The 22,474-nt window shown below is 41.4% G+C and carries 21 protein-coding genes and 1 pseudogene; 5 read left to right on the top strand and 17 right to left on the bottom strand.

What is annotated here, in order from left to right:
- Window positions 1–21 precede the first annotated feature (21 nt).
- The 6 genes from QI031_RS01080 to QI031_RS01055 form a co-directional block, all read right to left on the bottom strand.
- Window positions 22–1,086 (bottom strand): DUF6765 family protein, encoded by a 1,065-nt coding sequence (locus tag QI031_RS01080; RefSeq protein WP_281483396.1) that lies wholly within the window; start codon window positions 1,084–1,086, stop codon window positions 22–24.
- A 115-nt stretch (window positions 1,087–1,201) separates the two neighbouring features.
- Window positions 1,202–3,526: a GMC family oxidoreductase N-terminal domain-containing protein gene (locus QI031_RS01075; protein WP_281483395.1), complete on the bottom strand. Its 2,325-nt coding sequence runs from the start codon at window positions 3,524–3,526 to the stop codon at window positions 1,202–1,204.
- 454 nt (window positions 3,527–3,980) lie between these two features.
- Entirely contained in the window at window positions 3,981–4,781 is an 801-nt protein-coding gene (locus tag QI031_RS01070) for an SDR family NAD(P)-dependent oxidoreductase (protein ID WP_281483394.1), read from the bottom strand.
- Between the two features lie 248 nt (window positions 4,782–5,029).
- Complete coding sequence (locus QI031_RS01065; RefSeq protein ID WP_281486174.1) at window positions 5,030–5,641, bottom strand: exopolysaccharide biosynthesis protein; 612 nt, start codon at window positions 5,639–5,641, stop codon at window positions 5,030–5,032.
- A gap of 161 nt (window positions 5,642–5,802) precedes the next feature.
- Window positions 5,803–6,732 (bottom strand): lipid kinase, encoded by a 930-nt coding sequence (locus QI031_RS01060; RefSeq protein ID WP_281483393.1) that lies wholly within the window; start codon window positions 6,730–6,732, stop codon window positions 5,803–5,805.
- Window positions 6,733–7,284: 552 nt separating this feature from the next.
- Window positions 7,285–8,934: a serine/threonine protein kinase gene (locus QI031_RS01055; RefSeq protein ID WP_281483392.1), complete on the bottom strand. Its 1,650-nt coding sequence runs from the start codon at window positions 8,932–8,934 to the stop codon at window positions 7,285–7,287.
- A gap of 536 nt (window positions 8,935–9,470) precedes the next feature.
- Here QI031_RS01055 and QI031_RS01050 point away from each other — a divergent pair.
- The 3 genes from QI031_RS01050 to QI031_RS01040 all read left to right on the top strand — a co-directional run bounded on the left by QI031_RS01050 (window position 9,471) and on the right by QI031_RS01040 (window position 11,881).
- Window positions 9,471–10,175, top strand: a complete 705-nt coding sequence (locus QI031_RS01050) for a CAP domain-containing protein (protein WP_281483391.1) — start codon at window positions 9,471–9,473, stop codon at window positions 10,173–10,175.
- 157 nt (window positions 10,176–10,332) lie between these two features.
- Window positions 10,333–10,968: a CAP domain-containing protein gene (locus QI031_RS01045; RefSeq protein ID WP_281483390.1), complete on the top strand. Its 636-nt coding sequence runs from the start codon at window positions 10,333–10,335 to the stop codon at window positions 10,966–10,968.
- 70 nt (window positions 10,969–11,038) lie between these two features.
- Complete coding sequence (locus QI031_RS01040; RefSeq protein WP_281483389.1) at window positions 11,039–11,881, top strand: alpha/beta fold hydrolase; 843 nt, start codon at window positions 11,039–11,041, stop codon at window positions 11,879–11,881.
- Here QI031_RS01040 and QI031_RS01035 read toward each other — a convergent pair whose 3' ends face one another.
- Window positions 11,882–12,013, bottom strand: a complete 132-nt coding sequence (locus QI031_RS01035; protein WP_281483388.1) for a hypothetical protein — start codon at window positions 12,011–12,013, stop codon at window positions 11,882–11,884.
- Here QI031_RS01035 and QI031_RS01030 point away from each other — a divergent pair.
- Window positions 12,012–12,149 carry a hypothetical protein gene (locus QI031_RS01030; protein ID WP_281483387.1) on the top strand — a complete coding sequence of 46 codons (138 nt, stop codon included), beginning with the start codon at window positions 12,012–12,014 and terminating at the stop codon, window positions 12,147–12,149. The two genes, QI031_RS01035 and QI031_RS01030, sit on opposite strands and share 2 nt — an antisense overlap.
- A 91-nt stretch (window positions 12,150–12,240) precedes the next feature.
- Here the strand turns inward: QI031_RS01030 and QI031_RS01025 are convergent, their stop codons facing one another.
- The 9 genes and pseudogenes from QI031_RS01025 to carA form a co-directional block, all read right to left on the bottom strand.
- Window positions 12,241–12,648 carry a PIN domain-containing protein gene (locus tag QI031_RS01025; protein WP_484832968.1) on the bottom strand — a complete coding sequence of 136 codons (408 nt, stop codon included), beginning with the start codon at window positions 12,646–12,648 and terminating at the stop codon, window positions 12,241–12,243.
- Between the two features lie 267 nt (window positions 12,649–12,915).
- Window positions 12,916–13,074 (bottom strand): annotated as a pseudogene (locus tag QI031_RS01020) (UPF0175 family protein); the annotation flags it as partial.
- A 29-nt stretch (window positions 13,075–13,103) separates the two neighbouring features.
- Window positions 13,104–14,369 carry an IS701 family transposase gene (locus QI031_RS01015; RefSeq protein ID WP_281483385.1) on the bottom strand — a complete coding sequence of 422 codons (1,266 nt, stop codon included), beginning with the start codon at window positions 14,367–14,369 and terminating at the stop codon, window positions 13,104–13,106.
- Between the two features lie 440 nt (window positions 14,370–14,809).
- Complete coding sequence (locus QI031_RS01010) at window positions 14,810–15,298, bottom strand: hypothetical protein (RefSeq protein ID WP_281483384.1); 489 nt, start codon at window positions 15,296–15,298, stop codon at window positions 14,810–14,812.
- Window positions 15,299–15,504: 206 nt separating this feature from the next.
- Window positions 15,505–15,807 carry a DUF1816 domain-containing protein gene (locus QI031_RS01005; RefSeq protein ID WP_281483383.1) on the bottom strand — a complete coding sequence of 101 codons (303 nt, stop codon included), beginning with the start codon at window positions 15,805–15,807 and terminating at the stop codon, window positions 15,505–15,507.
- Between the two features lie 88 nt (window positions 15,808–15,895).
- Window positions 15,896–16,870, bottom strand: a complete 975-nt coding sequence (rlmB, locus tag QI031_RS01000) for a 23S rRNA (guanosine(2251)-2'-O)-methyltransferase RlmB (RefSeq protein WP_281483382.1) — start codon at window positions 16,868–16,870, stop codon at window positions 15,896–15,898.
- A gap of 96 nt (window positions 16,871–16,966) precedes the next feature.
- Window positions 16,967–17,449: a Mini-ribonuclease 3 gene (locus QI031_RS00995; RefSeq protein ID WP_281483381.1), complete on the bottom strand. Its 483-nt coding sequence runs from the start codon at window positions 17,447–17,449 to the stop codon at window positions 16,967–16,969.
- A 706-nt stretch (window positions 17,450–18,155) separates the two neighbouring features.
- Window positions 18,156–18,551 carry an STAS domain-containing protein gene (locus QI031_RS00990; protein ID WP_281483380.1) on the bottom strand — a complete coding sequence of 132 codons (396 nt, stop codon included), beginning with the start codon at window positions 18,549–18,551 and terminating at the stop codon, window positions 18,156–18,158.
- A gap of 152 nt (window positions 18,552–18,703) precedes the next feature.
- Window positions 18,704–19,870, bottom strand: a complete 1,167-nt coding sequence (gene carA, locus QI031_RS00985; protein WP_281483379.1) for a glutamine-hydrolyzing carbamoyl-phosphate synthase small subunit — start codon at window positions 19,868–19,870, stop codon at window positions 18,704–18,706.
- Window positions 19,871–20,361: 491 nt separating this feature from the next.
- Between carA and QI031_RS00980 the strand changes: the two genes are divergently transcribed.
- Entirely contained in the window at window positions 20,362–21,411 is a 1,050-nt protein-coding gene (locus tag QI031_RS00980; RefSeq protein WP_281483378.1) for a retropepsin-like aspartic protease family protein, read from the top strand.
- Here QI031_RS00980 and trpD read toward each other — a convergent pair.
- Complete coding sequence (gene trpD / locus QI031_RS00975) at window positions 21,341–22,396, bottom strand: anthranilate phosphoribosyltransferase (protein WP_281483377.1); 1,056 nt, start codon at window positions 22,394–22,396, stop codon at window positions 21,341–21,343. The two genes, QI031_RS00980 and trpD, sit on opposite strands and share 71 nt — an antisense overlap.
- Window positions 22,397–22,474 lie beyond the last annotated feature (78 nt).

The following is a 22,474-nucleotide window of genomic DNA, read 5'->3' as shown; positions in this document are numbered from 1 at the left end:
ATTTATAAAATCATCCCGCATTTATGCAACGCAGATGCCGTATTTGGGTAGCAAGTCGTGGGTAATGTAAAAGTGATGAGATTCTAAAGCGTCGTGAAATTTTTTCCAGTTACTTGTCAAAAAGCTGGGGTGATAGGGATACTTTTCATTTCCTCCATCTACTGCCTTTTCGGTACCGAGGGCGAAAAATTTCCAGGAATCTTTGCCCTTGGGGATATAGTTGATATCGGCTTTGCCAAAGCTGAATTTACCTTCAGCGATCGCATTTAACCATTTCTGGTGACGCACGTTACCTTTGTCATCTGTGATATTCTCCAGCATTAGGGCGATTAAGGTTTTATCTGGTTCTGGCAATCCCGGTACAACAGCATCTGGATCGCCTATTAAATATCGCTGCATGGCTTTACACATATTGTCTGCGGCTGCTAGAAAGTCTTGAGGATTGTTTCTAGTAATTTGCTCACCCCTACCGTTAAAGTAACCCCAGCGTAAAAATGGCTTGTCAGGATTAGTTAGCACAGAACCATGTCCTAAGGGTAAAGCTTCACTGATGAAGTAATTCTGGAGACGATCTATCAGCTTGCGATCGGGTTTACCATGTTCATCTAGAAGATTTTTGGCTTCATTCACTCGATGATTAACTCCGGCAAACCCTTGATGCGCCCAGGTATCAACGTAGACGTGCATAGTGATACCTAAACGATGCAGACCATAGGGTGTATGACGATGTTCTATACACTCCCTGACCATTTCTTGAGCCACATAGCTATTAGGACGACAGATTAATTTGTTGATAAAGCTGCCTTGGGGATCTTCTCCTGCTGGTAGTCCGCCGTTACCTGGCAGAAAATGAAACGGAATCCAAACGCGATAATTTGCTAGTTCTTCAAAGTTGCGATAGTCCAGCATCTTGTGGGCTGAACTAATGCGGCTAAATAATGCGCCATTCTCAAACCGGATCAATCCGTCGTTGGTGGCATCATCTACGTACTGGGTACTGTAGGCGATGATATTAGCGTTTTCATGCTCAAATCCAGCTAATCTTGCTGCAACGTAGGTGACACCATGATGAAAGTCGATTTGCATATTTAGTCAGTGGTCAGTGGTCAGTGGTCAGTGGTCGGTAGCTAGTGGTTAACGATCAACGGTCAGTAGCCAGTGGTCGGTGGTTAGTAACAACTGATAACTAACAACTGACCATCTAAACGTAGACTTCTGATAATGTGCCAGCAAAGAAACGACTAAAGCGATCAAGTGCTTGTAGGCGTTCTGTGGAATTGGCGGCGTTGGTGACTTTTAGGGTAGTCATTTGTTTGATGAAATCGACGGGCTGAATTTTGAGAATGCCTTTACCCAAGATGGGACTGTTGTTACTGTCGCCGTCATAAATGGTGGTGAAAAGAGTGGTGGTGTCAGACCATATATCAAAGCCTCGGTCATCGTGAATTTGTTTGAAGCCCTCGAAGTAGTAGGTCTGCCCTGCTTCTGTGGTCAGGTGCATTCGATAGCGCATCTGTCGGGTTTTGTTTTGTCCTGCTTTTTGGACAAACAGATTGAAATTACCGTTATTGACTGTTAATGGGTCTGCTGCTAAAGCTGGAGCTGTGACTGTACCAACTATCCGGGCTGGGTGGTTGGGGTCGTTGAGTAGGTGTTCTAAGTCGTCGGCAATGACTGTGAGGGTAAATTGCAGGGGAGAGTTATCTTTTTTACCTTGCTGTAATGCACGTTGGTAATCGTCATCTTTGACTTGAGTTGAAAAGTAACCACGCATGGTTTCGGTGAACTGAATCCCTAGTTTGGCGGGTGCAGTTGGGGTTGAATCACTGGGCATTGAAGGCAGATTGTAGTTAATTGTCCAACCCCGGTCTTGAGCAATTAGGGCGCAACAACGCTCTGCCACGGCAGAAATTGTTAGTAGTGGATTTACGCCTAGAGTACGGGGAATTACTGAACCATCGGAAATATAGAGGTTTTCGTAAACGGCTGTACCTTGGTTGCTAGAAAATACTTGTCCTTTATGATTGACTACACCGTGTTCGGCGTTTTCTGCCATGATGCAGCCACCTAGAGGATGAACGGTAACTAAATCATGACCAAATAAGTTAGTCCAAATGGGGTTGGGAATTTGTGTCCCGCCTAAGGGACGCGTTGCTTCTGTGAGGCGATCGTTGACTCGCTGAAAGATTGGTTGTTTGCCGACATTTTCCCAGCGAATCCGCAGACGGTCATTTTCTAAGTACATCTGTCCGGCGGCATCATCGTGAGTCATTACTAGATAAGTCTGGGTGTTGCGGACTGCACCTGTGTAAGCACCGTGGGCTAAACTTTCGCCTTCGCGTAATTTTTCTTTGAAGCGATCGCCTAAGCCGTCGTCGGTGTCTTTTCCTAAGACTCTGCCGGCTGAAGCAAAGGTTTCTGGTAAGAAGGAAGCTAATGCACCCGGAATTGAACCTTCTTCTATAACCATGCCGTTATCTAGCCGTGGTTGTTCGCGCATGTCGATAATGCCGCTAATACAAGGGCCAACGGGTTGATCGAGGGAACGATTACCAAAGCCAACGCCGTTAATATTGTGTTCGGTGTTGTAGCCGAAGGCCAGTACGTCACCATTGCCTGTAAAGTTATGTCCTAGTTGGGAAGATATTGCTAAACCTGTTTGTTGCGATCGCAATAAAATTTCTGTAGAACCAAGAGTCCCAGCCGCTAAGACAACAATATCGGCACTGACAAACATGGTTGGAGCATCAAACTTTTCTTGTCCGGCGTTGAGTAGTTGGAAGTGAACCAACCAGCGATCGCCTTGACGCTCAATTTGTCGCACGGATACTTGTATATAAATTTCTGCACCGTGGTTTTTAGCATCAGGCAGGTAATTCATCAACACAGTATTTTTGGCTTTATTATTACAGCCTGAGACACAATCACCGCAGAGATTACAAGCTTTTTGTTCTACACCTACATGATTCACTTTATCTTCAAAAGTTACATTGATAGGTGGCCGATAAAAATTTTCGTTCAAATATTCAGCAGATTTTTCTAAGGCTTGTAATTTTGGCAAAGGCGGAAAATCTTCGGGATATGAGTTAGGTTTGAGCATTTCTTCCGCACGGCGATAACCCTCTGCTATTAGAGTCTCTACATCATCACGCAGTTCTTGAGGCCAACGCTGGTCTGTAAACACACGAGGTTCAGCTTGTAATGAAACATTAGCATTAACAAGAGATGTACCACCCAATCCACAACCAACAAAGACGTTAATATCTCGGTTGACGTGAAAATCGTACAAGCCTGTACGCGAACCAATGCGTTTATTAGGTAAATCTACTTGGATTTCTCTTACAGCTTGGGTGTCAGTATTAGGATATTCACCCGGTTGAAATTCTTTGCCTCGTTCTAGTACACATACTTCCTGTCCAGCTCTTGCGAGGCGTGAAGCAGCAATACCGCCACCATAGCCAGAACCAATAATCACAACTGTATAGTGGTTTTTTAAGTTTTCAATAGGGCTTGATAAACGAGTCATAATATCAATCCTGGAAAATTGTGGACATAGCAAAATAGGCTTTACCTACATTCAAAATGAGGGTAAAAGCTAATTAAACAAATAAGGTGAGGTTTTAGTAATCCTACTGTTGTTGTACTTCAACAGCATTCAAGGCGGTTCCGTAAATACCGCAGAGAAAACCACATGTCTGATAATTTTTTATGAAAAATTAAAGTTTGAAAACAGAATGATCTGATATTGCCAAAAAAAACTTTAGCAATACTCAACCTAGAGTTATCGGATAATGATCAGGGATTTATGTAAGTTCACAAATTTCTTTAATCCCTTAAGTTTTTAGTAACTCTATTGTAAGGGTTGCTGCGAGTTAAAAAAGCAAAAAAATATTAAAATTGCACTGGGCAATGTGATACAGAAATTGAAAATATTAGCGTAACATCACAGAGAATTTTTGGCTAGAAAAAGTTAACTTTTATTACTTACTATTCATCTCTCTGGCTATTTTGACAACCATTTTTCTGGGTGTAAATCTTACAGCTTCAGCAAGTAACTTATTTCTCACACCAGGGACAACAACAGTTTTATTTGCCATTAAGCCACGGTAGCTAATCTTAGCTACGGTTTCAGCATCCATAACTTTTTGACTCGTAACCAACTTCGATTCTTCCATCGCTGCTCTTTCTTGGAAACCAGATGCTGTAGTTCCCGGACAAACTACGGTTACTGTTACACCTGTACCTTCTAATTCATTAGCGATCGCTTCTGAAAATGATAATACATAAGCTTTTGTCGCAAAATAAACTGCCATTAAAGGCCCTGGTTGAAAGGCTGCACCTGAAGAAACATTTAATATCTTCCCAGAACCTTGCTTGACCATATCTTTGAGAAATAATTTAGTTAAATGGGTGAGGCTAACCACATTTAGCTGTAGCATTTGCAATTCTGTTACAATATCTGTTTCATAAAAGAATCCATACGCCCCAAATCCGGCATTATTGACCAGCACATCAACTTTAATACCTGCTTGTTGTACTTTTGTAAAAATTTCTGCCGGAGCCGTTGGTATTGATAAATCCTTAACAATAATTTCAACTTTAATACCTGATTTCCTGGTAAATTCCTGAGCAACTTGAATTAACTTTTCTTCATTTCTAGCAATTAATACTAAGTTATAGCCATCGTTAGCAAATAACTTGGCTAGTTCATATCCTATTCCCCCAGATGCCCCAGTAATTAAAGCGGTTTTTTCCCTGTTTACGTGAGGTGTTGTATTCATAAATCAAGATATTGTGTTGAATTTATGAATCTCTTATACCGTAAAAATGCGTTAATTGCTGTTTTGTAAAGTAAATATAAGAACTTGTAGTAGCTGAGATGCGATCGCAGCTTACTTTACTATATCAATGTTCTGCGTCTATCGCGCTTGCGCTGCGCTTCTGTGCGAGACGCTTTGCGAACGCGCACCACGCAAGTAATTTCACCAAATCAAACCGGATTCCTATAGTTTATTTTAGATTATTAAAGTTAGGCTACTCTGAAGATAGATGGTAGCAAACTAGGAGCTAACCACAAAGCATAACCAATAAATCCAAATAGCAATGTAATTAAAGTAGTGATTACGTAGCTAATGCAAATCAGTAAACCATCTGCTTCGATAGTGGCAACTGCCAAAAGTAAAATACCTACAGTAGGTATAGGGTTGGTAAAGGGAATTGGTGAAATTAATAATATTGCTAACCAAGAGATACAAAGCCCATTAATTCGCCAAGTTAAAGGATTATTGGCTATTTTCTTGAGTCGGGGACGGGCAATTTTCTCTAAAATTTTGGTGAGACGTTGCAGGTTTTGTAACAATAACTGAGCAAAAGGACGAGGAAATTTGTAACGGGCAATTCTTCGAGGTAGCCAAGGCGATCGCCTACCCAAAACCATCTGTACTGACAACAGCAAACAAGCCCCGCCAAAAGGCCCTGTTAATCCCGGCGGCATAGGAAGTAAAAAAGGCAAAACTAATAATGCAATGACTAAACTAAAACCCCGTTCAGAAGTTTCTGCCAAAATTTGGCCTAAAGTCAATTGCTGTTCGGTTAAGCGTTGCAGCAAAGATTTAATTTCTTGAGAAAATCTCAAATTCATTTGGCGTGAGTTGATGTGAGTTGCCACAATACCCACCTATCATTCAATATACAAAATATAAGTATTCATATAAATGCACCACCGCTATTCTTGATCATATCAAATTATTATTTACCGCAGACATCGCTTAATTAAAAAGTCATAAATTATACATTTAAAAATTAAAAAGTTTCAACTGGTGGCACTATAATAGTTACGGCATTTGGTACAACCCGAAAACTAGCAGGTGTGTATGTCGTAATTTCACCATCGGTATTGATTGGACGTGGTTTGCGAGTAATGATCTCAATATTCTGTCCTTGAATGGCACGGACACCCCGCCGATAAATGTGCCGCCCTTCTCGCATGGCTGGAAATAACGATATGATTTGCCACCAGTGTTTTATTTCTAAGCTATATAAATCTAATCTTTGATCGTCGATTGTCGCATAATGAACCACTGCCATACCGCCACCATAGTAGCGCCCATTACCCACGGCGATTTGTATAGTTTTCACATGTAAAGATTTACCATTAATACGAATTTCTGCACTAAAAGGCCGAGACTCCCAAATCACTTGTAATGCGGTAGCAGCGTAGGCTAATATTCCCCAACGGCGCTTAACTTCTTTGGTAAGCCGCTGGGTAATCTTGACACTCAGTCCTAAACTAGCAACATTAAAAAAGTATTTGCCATTTACTAATCCTAAGTCAATGCGTCGCAGATCTCCATAGGCAATTACTTTACAAGCTTCGTTTAAAGAGTTAGGAATACCTAAAGTCCTTGCTAAATCATTAGCAGTTCCCAAAGGTAAAATTCCTAAAGGTAATTGAGCCTCAACTAAACTATCTACTGCGGCATTAAGTGTGCCATCACCACCGCCAATAATTACCAAGTCAACTTCATGTTGATAACGGAGTATAGTTTCAGAAATATTTGTGGGATTTTCGATTGATTCTTCGATTAAATTAAAGCCAAGTTGCTGAAGACAATTAATTGCTTCTGAGAGACGCTTTTCTCCTTGACGAGCATGACGATTTATTAATAGTAATGCGCGGGAACTTACGGGTAGCGCCCTTTGTAATCGATACGTCCAATTTTCCGCGTCCATATACTGTGCTTACAGTTAATTAACAAAAAGTGTTGAAGCTGTGATGAAATTTACCAATAGTTTTGTTTATCAACGTTGACTATTGCGTGATATTTATTACTTTTTAACTTATTTATTTTTGCTAGCGATCGCTGATTTTAATACGCAGAGAATAATGTCTTGGATATTTGAATTTTCACCCAGGGATTTATTCTAATATTATAGTGCTAATCAAAAGCTAGAGGTTTGCAGTTATAAGTATATATTTGTAGATAAAATTTCTACATATAGTAATAATAGTTACAAATATTTAAATTTACATTACTGGTACAGTGAATATTTCTGTCAACCCCTGATGTGTCAGATTGAATATTGTCCACAAGTTTTAAAAGATAATTGATATTAACTATTAATTTTTATTAAAAGGGCAAGAAACTCCAGCCCTTCATGGGTGAATAAATCAGTAATCAGTTAACAGTGATAACTGATTACTTCTTCCCCATGCCCCATGCCCAATGCCCCATGAATGGAGTTTTTCATCTAATAATACTGTGAGAGTATTTTTAATAATTCCTAATTGCTGTTTTCTTGCAGTTTTTCTTGCAATTTCTCATATTTTTGGGTTTGAATATCGGCAGCAGAAGAATTTTTCTTCATATCTAAAGTTGGTACTACCACAGCAGGAGGATTTGACCGTTTTGATTCTGTAGGTGGTGATGCTGGTATGATTACAGGCTTTGATTGCCTTACAGGTTGGGGCGAGGTGGATTCTTTCGCAGAAGAAGGTGAAGTATTTTCTGATGATGGTGTGGGTGAGGAAGTACGACGAGAGGAACGAATTGTTCGTAGTCTTTCTACTAATGATGGTGTAGAAGAAACTGAGGGTTGCTTTGAATCGCGGCTTGATGCTTCTCCTGAATTAGATTGTGATGATTTTTCTGGAGAATTGTTGCTACTTGTATTTTTAGATTTTTCTTGTCTCTCAGAAAAATTACGCCTACGCCGCCTAGAAGTTGGAGTAGAGGCAGATTCATTTGGAGAAACATTTTGAGTATCTTGTGTAGGATTATTTTCTTGTGTGGAATTACTTTCTTGGACAGGTACGGGCTTTTGTTCAACAGACTCTACTTGGCGCTGTTCAAACAAAGGTTTTGAGGGTGACTGTGGTTCAGAACGAGAAAGCAATGTGGTAATACCAAACCCTGCTATAGCAGCTGTAAGGGCTATACCTGTACCCAGGAATACTTGAGACTTTCCTAATTTATTGCTAGCTGGTGTCGAATTTTTCGGCTGTGATTTTCCTTTAACACGACTTTGAATATTTCTTTTAGATAAATTTTGGCGTTGCTGTTCAGCAGACAAATTGATAGTTGCTACTGAGTGAGTGGGTACTACTTGGGGTGTAACATTAAGTCCATTTCCAGGTAGTAATTTTAGCCAGTCAGCGACAGTTGCCGGACGAAAGCGAGAGTCTACAGACATACCACGCATAACGGCTTGATTGACTGCTGCACTCAAATGAGGTTGTAATTCGCGGGGAGAGGACATTTTTTCGCGATCGCGCAACAAGGCTGGCAAGGGAACTTGTGCCGTCAACAAAGTATACAATGTTGCTGCCAAGCCATAAACATCTGTGGCGGGTGTGCGCGGTGCTTGGGTTAAGTACTGTTCTAGTGGAGAATAACCCTCAGAAACCATACCAGTATGAGTTTGCCTCACACTACCGTTAAATTCTCTAGCAATACCAAAATCAATTAATACTACTTCTTGAGTCCCTTGACGGAGGATGATATTATCCGGTTTGACATCTCGGTGTAGCAGACCATTATTATGTACTACCTGTAATGCTGCTCCGATTTGACGGATATAATGTATTGCTGTTGCTTCTGGCAAAGGTATCGCTGGTAATACAAAAGCATCTCCTAAGGTTTCGCCAGGAATATATTCCATCACCATGTAAGGTAATCCATCTTCCACAAAAAAGTCACTAACTCGGACAATATTGGGATGGATACAAGTTGCTAATCGTCTGGCTTCATCTTGGAATTGACGCTCAAACTTGGCAAAATCAGGATGTTGTCGTAGCTTTTCATTAATGGTTTTCATCACTACATCTTGGCCTAAGTAGTGATGAGTAGCCTTAAACGTAATGCCAAAACCACCGCGCCCTATTTCTTGGATTAGGGTGTACTTTCCACCCTGCAAAATTGTGCCTGTTAACATAGAGAGTTTTGAGTCCTGATTCCTGAGTGAGCAGATAAGTACTAATTCCTAAGTTTTCAGTGACTTCCAAACAATAAAGCTGTTCTAGATATTTTATTAGGCTTGTGTGCCTATTTTTAGAGACGATTTATTTTTTGGATCTCCCGAAGTCGAAAAAACCTCCTCCTAATCGCAATAGCTCTGTCTTTTTCATAATACAGTAGGGCAACAGCAATGCCCATTTGATGTTAAATCAAGCTGTCAATACCTTTCTTTTCAAGATACTGACTTTTGCTGTCTGCGATCGCCCGATTTTTAAAGTAGCCGCTACAAATACCAGAGAATTTATTTTTTGGCATTTTTTAATGCGGTTTTTTATCTAAAAGTAGAATCAAATTATACTTAGTTTAATAACTGGACTTTACAGTTAGTAGTTACTAATGCTACAACAAATTTAGGTCAGTATTTTAATTTTTCAAGCCAAATACTGGTCAAAAGGCTTTGGTGCATCTAAGTTAGCCAAATAAATATCTACGTGTAAACTTGTGAGGTAACTAATGCACCCCATTAAAATTTGCGTGTTTATTCTTAGTACACTACTAGCCAATTGTTCATATCAAATTCTGCAACCTAACTCATCTTTAGTAAAATCTCCCCCGAACACAATTCAAACAGCTAGTCCGACTTTGTTGGTCAAGGCAAGTTACCTTTCACCTTTAGAACAACAGGTAATAGCAGAAATGACTAAGGTGCGGACAAATCCTCAAGCATACATTCCCATCCTGGAAAATTATAAAAAGCGCTTCCAGGGCAAGCATGTCAAATTATCTAGCACTACCTATTTGGTAACTCAAGAAGGTGTAAAACCAGTTAATGAGGCGATTGCCTTTCTGCGGTCAGTTCGTCCTGTAGGTGCATTAGGTGCATCTAAGGGTATGTCTTTGGGTGCTAAAGATCATGTCAAAGACCAAGGGCCAAAAGGTGCAACAGGTCACTATGGTAGTGACGGCAGCGATCCTTTTAATCGCATCAACCGTTATGGAAAATGGCAAACCACCGCCGGCGAAAACATCAGTTATGGGCCAAAGACTGCCCAAGATATCGTCATGCAATTAATTGTTGATGATGGAGTACCATCACGCGGTCATCGCAAAAATATCTTTAACAGTGCTTTCAAAGTTGCTGGGGTTGCTTACGGAACTCACAAAGTCTATAGAACAATCTGTGTGATTACTTACGCTGGTGGATATCAGGAAAGATAAAGTTTTTGGGCATTGGGCATAGGGCATGGGGCATGGGGCATGGTGAGACAGTGCTGTGTCTCTACAAGGATTTTGGGTAATGCTTTCCGAAAACTTTTATTCAGTCTGTGGAGCTAAATATATAATAATTTTTCGCTCCTAAGCTGTGAGATTTTTGATGCAAAAACTACAATTTTGGAAATTTTGGCCGGAAGTGACTCCAAAAGGTGCTGAAAAGTTGGCACGGCAAAATACTATCTCAGTGTTAGAACAACAAGTGATAGTAGAAATGAATCAAGTGCGGACAAATCCTGCTGCATATCTGCCAATTCTAGAAAACTATAAAAAGCGCTTCCAAGGCAAAAAAGTCAAAGTCTCTGACTTTATTTATTTACAAACTCAAGAAGGAATAAAAGCAGTTGATGAGGCGATCGCTTTTCTCAATTCAACCCATCCTGTGCCAGCATTAAGCTTATCTCCAGGTATGTCTTCGGGTGCGAGAGATCACGTTAAAGACCAAGGTGCAAAAGGAACTACAGGTCATAATGGTGGAGATGGCAGCGATCCGTTTACTCGCATTAGCCGTTATGGCAAATGGGAAATTACTGCTGGCGAAAATATCAGCTATGGTTCTAGTACAGCTCAAGATATTGTCATGCAATTAATTATTGATGATGGAGTACCATCACGCGGTCATCGCCATAATATTTTTAACCCCGCTTTTAAAGTCGCAGGAGTTGCTTTTGGGATTCATAGCACATACAGGCAGATGTGCGTGATTACTTATGCTGGAGGATATACAGAAAAATTATAATTGTTTTGTTGTTGGTTTGTATTGATTACCAACAGCTGCGATCGCCTAAGTCTTCAAAAAACCTCAGATAATGGCTTATTCATCCACAAAAGCTGCTAACTTGAATGTCTACATCCAAGGTCAAGGATTCCCTATTTTAGGCATACATGGTCATCCTGGTTCTGGTCGTAATCTTTCGGTTTTTACCAATCACTTGTCAAAGCGTTACAAGACTTTTGCCCCAGATTTGCGCGGTTATGGCAAAAGTCGCTTTAATGGCAAATTTGAGATGTACGACCATCTAACCGACTTAGAGGCGCTGCTAGACCGTTTTGAGATTGAAAAATGTTTGTTATTAGGCTGGTCACTTGGTGGTATTTTAGCGATGGAATTGGCATTGCGCTTGCCACAGCGTGTAACTGGTCTAATTTTAGTAGCGACAGCGGCTAGACCTCGTGGGAGTCATCCTCCAATTAGTTTACAAGATAATATTTACACTGGCGTTGCCGCTCTATTGAACGTTATTCAACCAAGTTGGCAGTGGAATATAGAAACCTTTGGCAAGCGATCGCTTTTTCGTTATCTAATTCAACAACATACACCCACTGCTTACGACTACATCGCCAAAGAAGCAGTACAGGCTTATTGGCAAACCTCCACTACTGCAACTTCTGCCCTTTCCACAGCCTTAAGATCTAGTTACAACAGACTTACAGAACTAAAGCAAATTCACTGTCCTAGTTTGGTACTTGCTGGTGAGCAAGACCGTCACATTACAGCGCAGTCGAGCCTAGAAACTGCTCAACATCTTCAAAATAGTCAGTGGCATTGTTATCCCAACACAGCCCATCTTTTCCCCTGGGAGATTCCCCAGCAGGTACTGGGAGATATTAATTGTTGGCTATCATTACATCCACAAGTAGTTGGTCAATAACTAAATAGTCCAATGATGACCTCGAACTGCTGCGGCGATGAGCAAGTCTAATTCGGATACGTCTGATGCTGACATTGCGTTGTAAAGTCGCGCTTCACACTCGCAGATTTGAGTTTCGGTTTCTGAATCCATGTTTCTCATTACAGTCCTAACTACCGATCGCTCAACCAACAATTTTAATACTTCTATATCGGGTTCATTTGATAGCCATCTTCTCTGTGTCAGTAGTTTAGCTGTACGCGACCAAGCAGGTACAATCGCTGCCTAACGTTCCGGCTGAGCGGCTGCAAGTACCCTCGAACTCAGCACCATAGACTCTCAACCGTCCGCTGCATTTGAATTGTTAGCCCTCGTCGGGACTATTGCAATTCCCCAACTTGTCTGAGAGCTTCGTCATAAACCTGCTGACTCAAACGAAATTTAGCCACAGTTCGCAAGGCATCAAGCTGTTCTTGCAAGTTAACAATCACTCCTTGCCGTTTCGCCCAAATTAAAAGACCCAACGTACCAAGTATCTGTAAATTCATGCGTCGTGCAACTTGTCGCGCTTTCTTTTCATCCAGCAATAGTGCTTCTAAAGACTGCTCAAGCAATAATGCAATCGCTTCTGCTTCGCCCTTATCCAAATCTTGCTGTAGCAATGATATCAGAGTCTTGTTCTCCACCTCCTGAACAGTGAGCCAAACGTTTAAGCCTACTGCAACTTCTACCGCCCCTGCCCGCCCTGCCCCAGTCTCCACAATTTCATACCAGACTGCTTGTGGAATAACCCTGTTTTGTCACTTTGGGAGAAGCCAATCTTTGAAAGCCTTTCAGAGTTATAATCTTCAGGGTTAGGCTACAAATTTTAGTTACTGTTAGAAAATAAAGGCTCAAAGCTTTATTCAATCAAAGTTTCAGAATCTTGCTTCGATTATTGTTTTCCGAGAGTGACACAAGAGGGATAAGAATTCCGTCTGTAAATCTCTGCGTCAGTATAGACAATTGACCAATGCTGCTCAGAGCAATCAAAACAGAAGAGTTACTGATGGCTCTCAATCTAAATGCTCCAAAGTATTTAAGTCATTTTCCAGTTCTTCTAAATCGTAATTACGCTCAATTGCCTCATCTCCAAGTAGTGAGTGAAACTCCCATTTTGTCATTTGTGCTAACTCCCGTGCTTTCCCAAAAGAGAGCAACCCTTTTTGGTATAAACGAACTGCTAACGGGACTTAAGGAAAAATCAAGCCCAAATAAAGCCGAAACTGGCTTTATGAGCGGCAAATACGTCACGATTAACAGTCAACCACTCAATAAATCGGAAAGAAATAGCAGTTCTAAAGGCTTCTAAAGCCTCAGTAAAAGTGTTCAACGGTTTAGTTGCCCACCTACGTCTAAAACCACCAGTCAACTGATGCCAAAGGACAAAAGTATAGGCACAAAATACCAAGATAAAATGTCGCATGAGACTGGTTTTATCTCGGACTTGATATTCTTTCAATCCTAAAAAACCCTTGGCTTCTCTATAAAAGACCTCTACCCAATTGCGTTGAGAATAGGTGTTTACTATCCATTCTGAAGTTACAACAGATGTAGAAACATTGGTAATAAAGTAGTCGATATCTGTGGCATCAGAAAAAGTAGCAGCATTCATGAAGATAGCTATACTTCGTTTACCTTCCAGACGTGATATCTCTACTTCAAAAGTTGCTACCCATACTTTTCTAGGTTTATCTAAATTGAGTTGAATTTCGCTAAAAGCCTCTTGGGGTATAGACTTTGCTAACTCATCTATCCTAATTGTTCGTTGATTATTCTCTTGCTCACTAATTGTGACTTTCCGATTTTTGGCTATTCCTCCTAAATACTTTAATTTGCGATTTTCTAGTTCTAATAGGAATGATGTATTGTTACCATATCCGGCATCTACAATCACTATTCCTGGTTGATATCCTCGCTCTCTTGTTTGGTCTATTAACTTAATTGCTATCTCTGTTTTTTTCTCAAATAGAGGGTCTTGTTTTCCTTCGGGTAATGAATCAGCGTGTTGATATAACTCTATATCTAATGGTAGGCTTTTTCTCCCATCATATAAATGAGTTGTTACCACCACTATTCCATTATCTGTCTTGCCAATTTCTCCGATATATTGTCTTCCCACACCTTCGGTAAAGTTACCACTTTTCCTATGCCCTGAATCATCAATTATCAAGCTAAATCCTCTACTGATTTTAGTCTGACTACACTTGTTCATTACCTCTAAGCGTCGTTCATTCACCTTTGTGGCCGACCAAGGGGAATCTGTCAAAAAGTGGTGTAATCGGTGGTAATTTACTCCTACGGCATTTTCTGCGAGCTGCAACAAGTTTTTCCGTTCGCTTTCTCCTAACAACCCCCCTAAATAATGTCTAAACTCCCTTTTTTGCGCTTTATGACCAAATACATCGTCAAACCTTTGACACCATTTTTCAAAGCATGGGGGCATAGCTGTGGGAGTTGTCTCTTTCATGGGGGTTAATTTGACGTAAAACCTATACTAATTCTGCATTATAGCCTTTTTTAGTCTCTTTTTTTGCCTAAGTCCCGCTAATTCCCGTTGTAGACGAGAGAGGCGTTCTGAAGGTGGAAGCTGAAGAGATTCCGCGACATCGTTTGAAATCTCAAGTAATAGTCTGCTCATCCTCTCCTCTATTGCGTTAATGACGATTCTAGGTAAATTATCACAATCTTGCCATGATGCCTTCCTCGACTTGAGATCGAACTTGAGCTTTATAGATCTCTTTGCCACGTCGAACAAATTCTTCTTTGCTATAGCGGAGTTGGCGAATTGTTATTGGGTTTGCATTATTTCAATATTATCCCTATATTTTATCTCAAACCATGAAGCCAGTGTTTGTTTGAAACAACGGTGGCGAAGAAAAGCTGTTGGATTTCTTGTGTCAATCTAGCCTACGATTGACCGTACTGCTTTAACAAGAAAGGGTAAGCAAAAATTGCCCAACTTAAAGCTATAGCTGACAGAGAAACTCCTAGCAAAATTACAACTGTCATAAACCTATTGAAATATGCTTGTAAATCTCTCTTGGTAATTCCTAAAATTACAGACGGTACTCCCAAAAGAAGACCTAAAAAGTAACCTAAGAACGCATAAATTAAAATTACATCCCAAAAACTATGAGTAGGTTCAACAGAAATTACTGATGGAGCTACTAATGCTCCCAGAAAAGCTGCTATCAAACCCACAAACACAGGTCTCCACCTAAAAACTTTTCCAAATTCAGTAATAGGTGCAAAAAGTGCAGTTAAAAAAGCTAGAAAAGCTAGAATGGAAGCCCGCGAAGAAATCTGTGCCAAATCACGTTCATGAACAATTGATGGTAGATTGATAACTCCTAAACCTAGGCACACCCAAAACAAGAAAGACCATCGTATCCACATCCAAGGATCTGCCGTAAATGGTGATTAAACTCGTGGTGAAACTGATGTATATGATTGCGACTCCTGTTTAGGAACTAGCAGTTGTAACCACTCTTCCACAGATTGAGGCCGATCTGCCCTAAGTCAGTGGTCAAAAATCAAAAAAACAAGGGAGTAGAAACCATCACCTTTGCTCCCCTGTCTCTTATTTGACTCTCTTGCCTTACTTACATCAGACCGCTAAAGACAGGCTTTACTTTGCGGTCAATCCTTTCCCCCAAGTCTTCAGCAATTGTGAGAGTCCCTGGTTTGCAGCGCTTAACATTTACAATTATTCCCTGTGCGCCTTCTGCTTCTAAATCTTCTACGTAGCCTTTAAGTGCCACTTTCGCATCAGCAGAACTTAAAAATGGCCCAAAATAGTAGGTACAACGCGGATTTTGCGTTACTATTTCCACCCACCAAGCTAAGCCGAGACTGTTAAATGTGTTAATCAAAGATTCTTTCAGGTTATCCCAAATTGTTTTCATAGTTGTTGCTGATTGATCAACGTGGTACTAAATTTTAAACAACGATATTTTACTTTTACATTTCTTTATACTCTTTTCCTCTTAATTTTTAAAGAGGTTTTTGTAATTTATCTAGGTACAACGTGTTTAGCGATCGCTGGCGATAAATCTCATAAAGCGCCATACCTGCGGCTACTGAAGCGTTCAGGCTAGGGGTCTTACCCATCAGGGGGATTGATACCAGTACATCGCAGGAGCGTTGTGTCAACAGACTCAGACCTTCACCTTCAGAGCCAATTACCAAAGCGATCGGGCCACTGAACTTGACTGCATGTAGAGGTTCACTGCCAGCAGCGGCAGTACCATAAATCCAAAAACCAGCCTCTTTCAATTCTTCTAAGGCGCGGCTGAGGTTGACTACTCTGGCGACAGTAAAATTTTCTAAAGCACCTGCTGCCACTTTGACAACGGTAGAAGTGATTCCTGATGCCCTTCTTTGAGGTATGACTAATCCCTGAGCGCCTATAGCTTCGGCGGTGCGAATAATTGCACCTAAGTTATGGGGATCAGTGATGCCATCAGCTACTACAATTACAGGGTCAGTTACTGATTTTGTTTGTTCAATCAAATCTGGCAATTCAATGTAGGTATAGGGAGCTATTTGTGCTGCTATACCTTGGTGATTAGCACCGTTGGTAATTTGGTCTAAGCGCTTTGGTTCTACTTCGTCAATGACTGTGCCATTGTCTTTAGCTTGGAGAATCAAATGATGAAAACGGGGATCATAGCGTAGGCGAGGAGTAACCCAAATGCGATTCAGTTCTCGCTCACTTTCTAAAGCACTCAAAACGGGATGACGACCATAAATCAAGTCGTTATCTTCTGTGTGTTTTAGAGATGGAGATGGATGAGAAAAATCGCGGTGTGGGCGTGGGCTATTGGATAGAGAATTACTATCCCCTTTTTTATGTTTAGGACTAGGAGTGTGAATCGAATTAGCGATGACACGCTTAGTCTTAATTTTCAGCGGTTGCCCACGGTTTGGTTCGCCAGAAGTCTTGATTTTTCTTGGTTTATTTTGCATATCAGTTTTGGGTATAGCTTGTGGGTGGGCTTCCAGATTCCTTGAATTTACCGGATCTCAACTGTTGAATTTCCTTTCATAAGATGGAGTTGCCCACTATTTCTCTAAGTGAAGTTTTTGCAACAGTTCGGTTAAGCGTTGGGAATCGGTGAGATAAAGATAGCCAATTAAAGTTTCTAGACTAGTTGCCTGTTGATAGATATCGGGATCAACTCGTTTTGGGCGTTTTGTGGCAGCGTTACGACCTCGTCGGACAATTTCTAATTCTGTTTTTGTGAGATCAGGGATTAGCGATCGCAAATGAAGTGCCTGGGTTTCGGCTCTTACCTGTGCTACTACCAAATGATGGTAGGTGTCTGTCCGCTGTAATGGCAGTAGATAGAACATCCTAACATACAATTCATAAATTGCATCTCCTAAATACGCTAAGGCAGCAGGAGAAATTTGTTGTAATTGTGTCTGGGAAATCTCTTGTGGTAATTGGGCTGTAGTTGCCAAGAATGCTTGGGTCAAAGATGAATTTAGCTGAGGGGCTTCATCTTGTTGTCCATCTAATAGCTTTTCCTCCTTTGACTTCACAAGTTAATCATTCCTGAATGGGCTAAATTCAAAAGGCAGTAAAAATATTTACTCTTTTTTGGATATGCCATGCTGGTATATCTAGCATAATCAACACTATCAAAATTAATGATTAAATTTTATCTTTTTTAATTGAACTTGTACTGAAAACTCATCTTTATATAGGACTCCTATTTGATTTTTGAACACGATTCAGTGCATATCTATCCCTTCTTAACTGTTCCCTGTTTCCTGTTTCCTGTTCCCTACCTACACAAATAAATTCACCGAATCAAACCGGATTACTATAGTATTAGGACTTACGCAATAACTCTCTGAAACTCCTATTTCTTTGTGTCCTCTGCGGTTATATTTTCCGTTACCTATGCGTTAGTCATAAATAGTCTCCTTTATTTGACAAGTAGTCATTTAAAATATCAAATATTTGATAGACTAAAAATACAAATTATTTAGTTATACATGCCTAAAAACCCTGCTATCTTTCAGTATAGCTAAAGGCTACAAAGTTTTTTTGTGTATATCTATCCTTTATTTTGACATATTGAGATATACTTATTTTCTTGGCAATATGCTGACATTTTAGATCTGCTGGCTTTTGTCCCTCTCTCACAAGGAGAGAGGTTGTTTGCCAGCGTCTCTAAAAATTAAGCTATCCAGATCAAGCATTCGGATAGCTAAATTGAACTCTCTAATCAAACGATCAATACTACTTGATATTTTCTAGCGCTGCGTCAACTGAAGTTTGCAGCGAAAGAAACTTCTCTAAGCGAACAAGTTTGACTGTCTGAGTTACTCTTGCATTAGTGACAATTTGCAAAGTGCCATCTGCGGTTTGAGCTTGTTTGGCTAGCTGCACGAGCGCGCCCAAGCCAGAGCTATCAACAAAGTCGATTTGTGAGAGATCCAAGATAATGTGCTTTGGTCCCTCATCAATTTTGTTACCGAGTACTTTGCGAAATGTCGGTTCAGAAAATGCATCTAACAAACCTGTGAGGCGGAATAGCTGACAGTTATCCCGGACTTCACGAGTGCCTCTTAGGCTCACGGTTAGATTAAGTGGCTCAGCAATAATTCCCTCCTCATCATTAAAGTGAACGCTCAAGTATAGATGGTTTTTGTGCAAATTGTCTAGAACCTGCTGGAGTAGGCGAGGTAGGGGAAGCAGGGGAAGAAGCAGAGGGGCAGGGAGCAGGGAGCAGGGGAGGCAGGGGAAGCAGGGGAAGCAGAGGGAGAAAATAACCTATGTCCCATACCCTATGCTCTATGCCCTATAGTCGCTTGACGTGCTGTTTGCATTGCTTGGACAAATTGTTCAAACAAGTAATCAGCATCGTGAGGGCCGGGACTGGCTTCTGGGTGATATTGTACGGAAAATATCGGCAGAGATTTGTGACGTACCCCAGCAACGGTGCGATCGTTGAGGTTAAGGTGACTGATTTCTACAACTGTCTCAGGTAATGAATCTGGGTTGATCGCAAAGCTATGGTTTTGGCTAGTAATTTCTATCCTTTGTTGTAAACCCGCAGGTTGATTGAGACCGCGATGACCAAATTTTAATTTAAAGGTTTCTGCTCCAAGGGCATGACCTAAAATTTGATGTCCCATACAAATGCCAAAAATGGGTTTTTGACTTTGCAGCAATGCTTTGGTAGTTGCAATTCCCTCAGTAACTGCCGCAGGGTCGCCTGGCCCGTTGGAAAGAAAAACACCATCTGGATTGTAATTGAGAATTTCTTCTGGTGGTGTATCAGCAGGAACAACTATCACCCGACAGCCATAACTTGCTAAACGACGCAATATATTACGTTTTACGCCAAAGTCAAGGGCAACAACGGTAAAAGATTCTCCGATATTTGCCGCCGATTCTGAGTTAAATTCCCAAGCTGGGATTGTAGGATCTGACCATTCATAAACTTTGGAGGTTGTGACTTCACGTACCAAATTCAATCCTGCCATGTTGGGAGCTGCTTGTACCTGCTCTAATAACTCCATCTCATCTAGAATCGTGGTGGAAATGCCGCCGTTCATCGCTCCAAACATGCGAATTTTGCGAGTGAGAGCGCGGGTATCAATTCCATAGATACCTGGTATTTGGTATTGTTTCAGATAGTCAGGCAAGGATTGTGTTGATCTCCAGTTACTTGGTTTGTAACAAATATTACAAGCGATCGCACCTTTGGCTTGCGGTTGAGCCGATTCTTCGTCTTCAGGATTAACGCCAGTGTTGCCTAATTCAGGATAGGTAAAAATCACAATTTGACCGCAGTAACTAGGGTCAGTTAATACTTCTTGATATCCTGTCATGCCAGTATTAAAGACCACTTCTCCGATTGTGGTTCCCGTCGCACCGAAAGACCAACCGCGATAAGTGGTTCCATCTGCCAGGACAAGTAGAGCAGGGATTGTATCAGACAAAGGCATAAGCTAAAAGATTGGGGCATTGGGCATTGGGCATGGGGCATGGAGAAGAGGAATTGGGGCAGGGTGCGGGGTGCAGAGGGGATCAAAGAAGAATTGGAGACAAGGAGAATTGGGAAAGATAATGTCTCCCGCAGTCGTTCCACTTGGTGAGGCAGCCCGCAGAAAGTTGTTCCAACAAAGACCGCGCTGCTTTTCTTGTCTTGCCATCCCCTTGTCTCCCTGTCTCCCTGTCTTCCTCTGCTTCCCTTGCTTCCCCTGCCTCCCCTGCTTTCTCTAGTTCTTGACAGTTGACATTTAGCGGTCAACAGTTAAGAATGAACAGTCTTTGATCCCCACTTTAGTCAATACTGCGAATGTAATTATCCCATGAGTTAAGAAATTTCGCGTTCTTAAGGGAATTAATTAAAAATTAAAAAGATAAAATTTTGAAAGGGGAATCGGTGGCAAAAGTAGATTTGCAGTCCCTTGGGCAGTTTAAATCGAAGTTAATTATGCTTCAGTCTTTTTTATCTCGTGCAGCCCTGATTTTGATTTCAAGTGTTTTAGCGGTTCTGGGTGTTGCTTGTAGTCAAGAAAAACAAACTGGTGCGATTCTTCGCAATCAACAGTCGGTAGTGACTGACAATCAGGTAACGCCGTCTCCTGGAGAACCAACAGCACCAGTCATTCCAGAACCAGAAGACTTGCCACCGTCGGTAATGGAACCCAGTTCTTTTGAACTAGGTTTAGATAAAGCTGCGGGTGCTTTAAGTATCAGCCAATCTGCTCAATCCCCAGATGATTGGAACTTAGTGGCGAGTCAGTTTCAAGATGCGATCGCCTTAATGAAAAAAGTCCGGCGACAAAGCTCGGAATTTGCGATCGCTCAAGCTAAAATCTCAGAATACCAGCTTCAAGTGAAGTATGCTCTACGCAAAGCTGCTCCCAGCCCTCCACCAGTAGCTAAAGCTAATCCCCCAAAAATAGTAGTTGCTGTTCCCCAAGTAAAAACTTCACCCCAGGTTCCCATACCAGTACCCCCACCTGTACGAGTCAAATTGCCACCAACTAGACCGATTTTTTCCTCATCAGAAATACTTCCTTCAGAAAAAGAAGTATTTGTTGCCCCAATTAGAAGGCGAGTTGGGGGAACGCCAATTGTCACAGTTACCTTTAATGGACAGCAACAATTTGACATGATTGTAGATACAGGAGCCAGTGGAACTGTAATTACTCAACAAATGGCTAATGCTTTGGGGATAGTACCAGTCGGAAAAGCCAAGGCTAACACCGCCAGTTCTAAAGCTGTAGAGTTTCCTGTGGGTTATGTTGATTCGATGGCAGTCGGTGGCGTAAGAGTAAATAAAGTGCCAGTAGCGATCGCTGGCTTAGAATTAGAAACTGGATTATTAGGACATGACTTTTTTGGTAACTACGATGTCACCATTAAACGTAACGTTGTAGAATTTCGCCCACAGTCGCGATCACAAATCAATCCTTCAGAAACTGGACTAATTGCTCCAATTTTGCCCAAGGAGTACCGTTCTGTAGGATCTCCCTAGCTACATTAATACCTTGGGCGTGATCTAATAATGGGATAACACCCGCTACTTGCAGCGCCAAAGAGGCATTTAAAGCGACTGCATCTTGTTGTGCCTGAGTACCCTTACCTTGCAGTACTGCTTTGAGAATTGCGGCGTTTTCTGAGACATCTCCACCCCGCAGCGCACCGATGGGAGCAGGTGTTATATCTAAATCCAGAGGATCAAGAGTAGTTACTTGCACTTCACCTCCAGATAACACCGCCAAGTCTGTAACATCTCCTAGCCCAGCTTCGTCAAGTCTTTCACGTCCATGTAAAACAATTGCTTTTTGTTTACCCAAATTGTGTAATGCTTGGGCAACAGTTGCCAAAAGTTTAGGAGTAAATAGCCCCACAACTTGCCCAGTGGGATACAACGGATTGACTAATGGCCCAAGCAAATTAAATACCGTTCGGATCTTTAGAGTTCGGCGTAACGAAGCCACTGCCTTCAATGCTGGATGCCAACCAGGGGCAAATAAGAAAGTGATCCCCACTTGTGATAGTGCTGCTTGCACTTTTTCGCTAGAGGCATTCAGGTTTACACCCAAGGCTTCTAAAACATCTGCACTTCCTGTCAGACTTGATGCGGAACGATTACCATGTTTGGCAACGGGTACGCCATAAGCGGCGGCGACAAAGGCAATGGCTGTAGAAATATTAAAAGTTGATGAACCATCGCCACCAGTGCCACAGGTATCTATGACTGTACTGAGTTGTGAGTTATCAGTTCTCAGGGGTGAGCATTGTGATTGTAATACCTCAGCCATTCCAGTTAATTCATCAGCAGAAACGCCTCTAAAGTTCAGTGCTGTTAAAATTGCTCCTGATAATTCTGGGGGAACTGCTTCACTTAGCCATCCTTGCATCAATTCGGTTGCTTGAGTGCGGGATAAGGATTGGCCATCAATTAATTGTTGCAGGAGGATATACCATTGTTGAGTAGGAATTGGCGAGGTTGTCATAGCTCCGGTTGAAGTGTGTTGTGAGTCTGGGAGCTATCCTACCGAAAAATGGGAACAAGAAATGAATCTGCCTCACGC

This window comes from Halotia branconii CENA392 (assembly GCF_029953635.1).
Classification (GTDB): Bacteria; Cyanobacteriota; Cyanobacteriia; order Cyanobacteriales; family Nostocaceae; genus Halotia; species Halotia branconii.
This window is presented reverse-complemented; position numbering and strand designations above follow the sequence as displayed.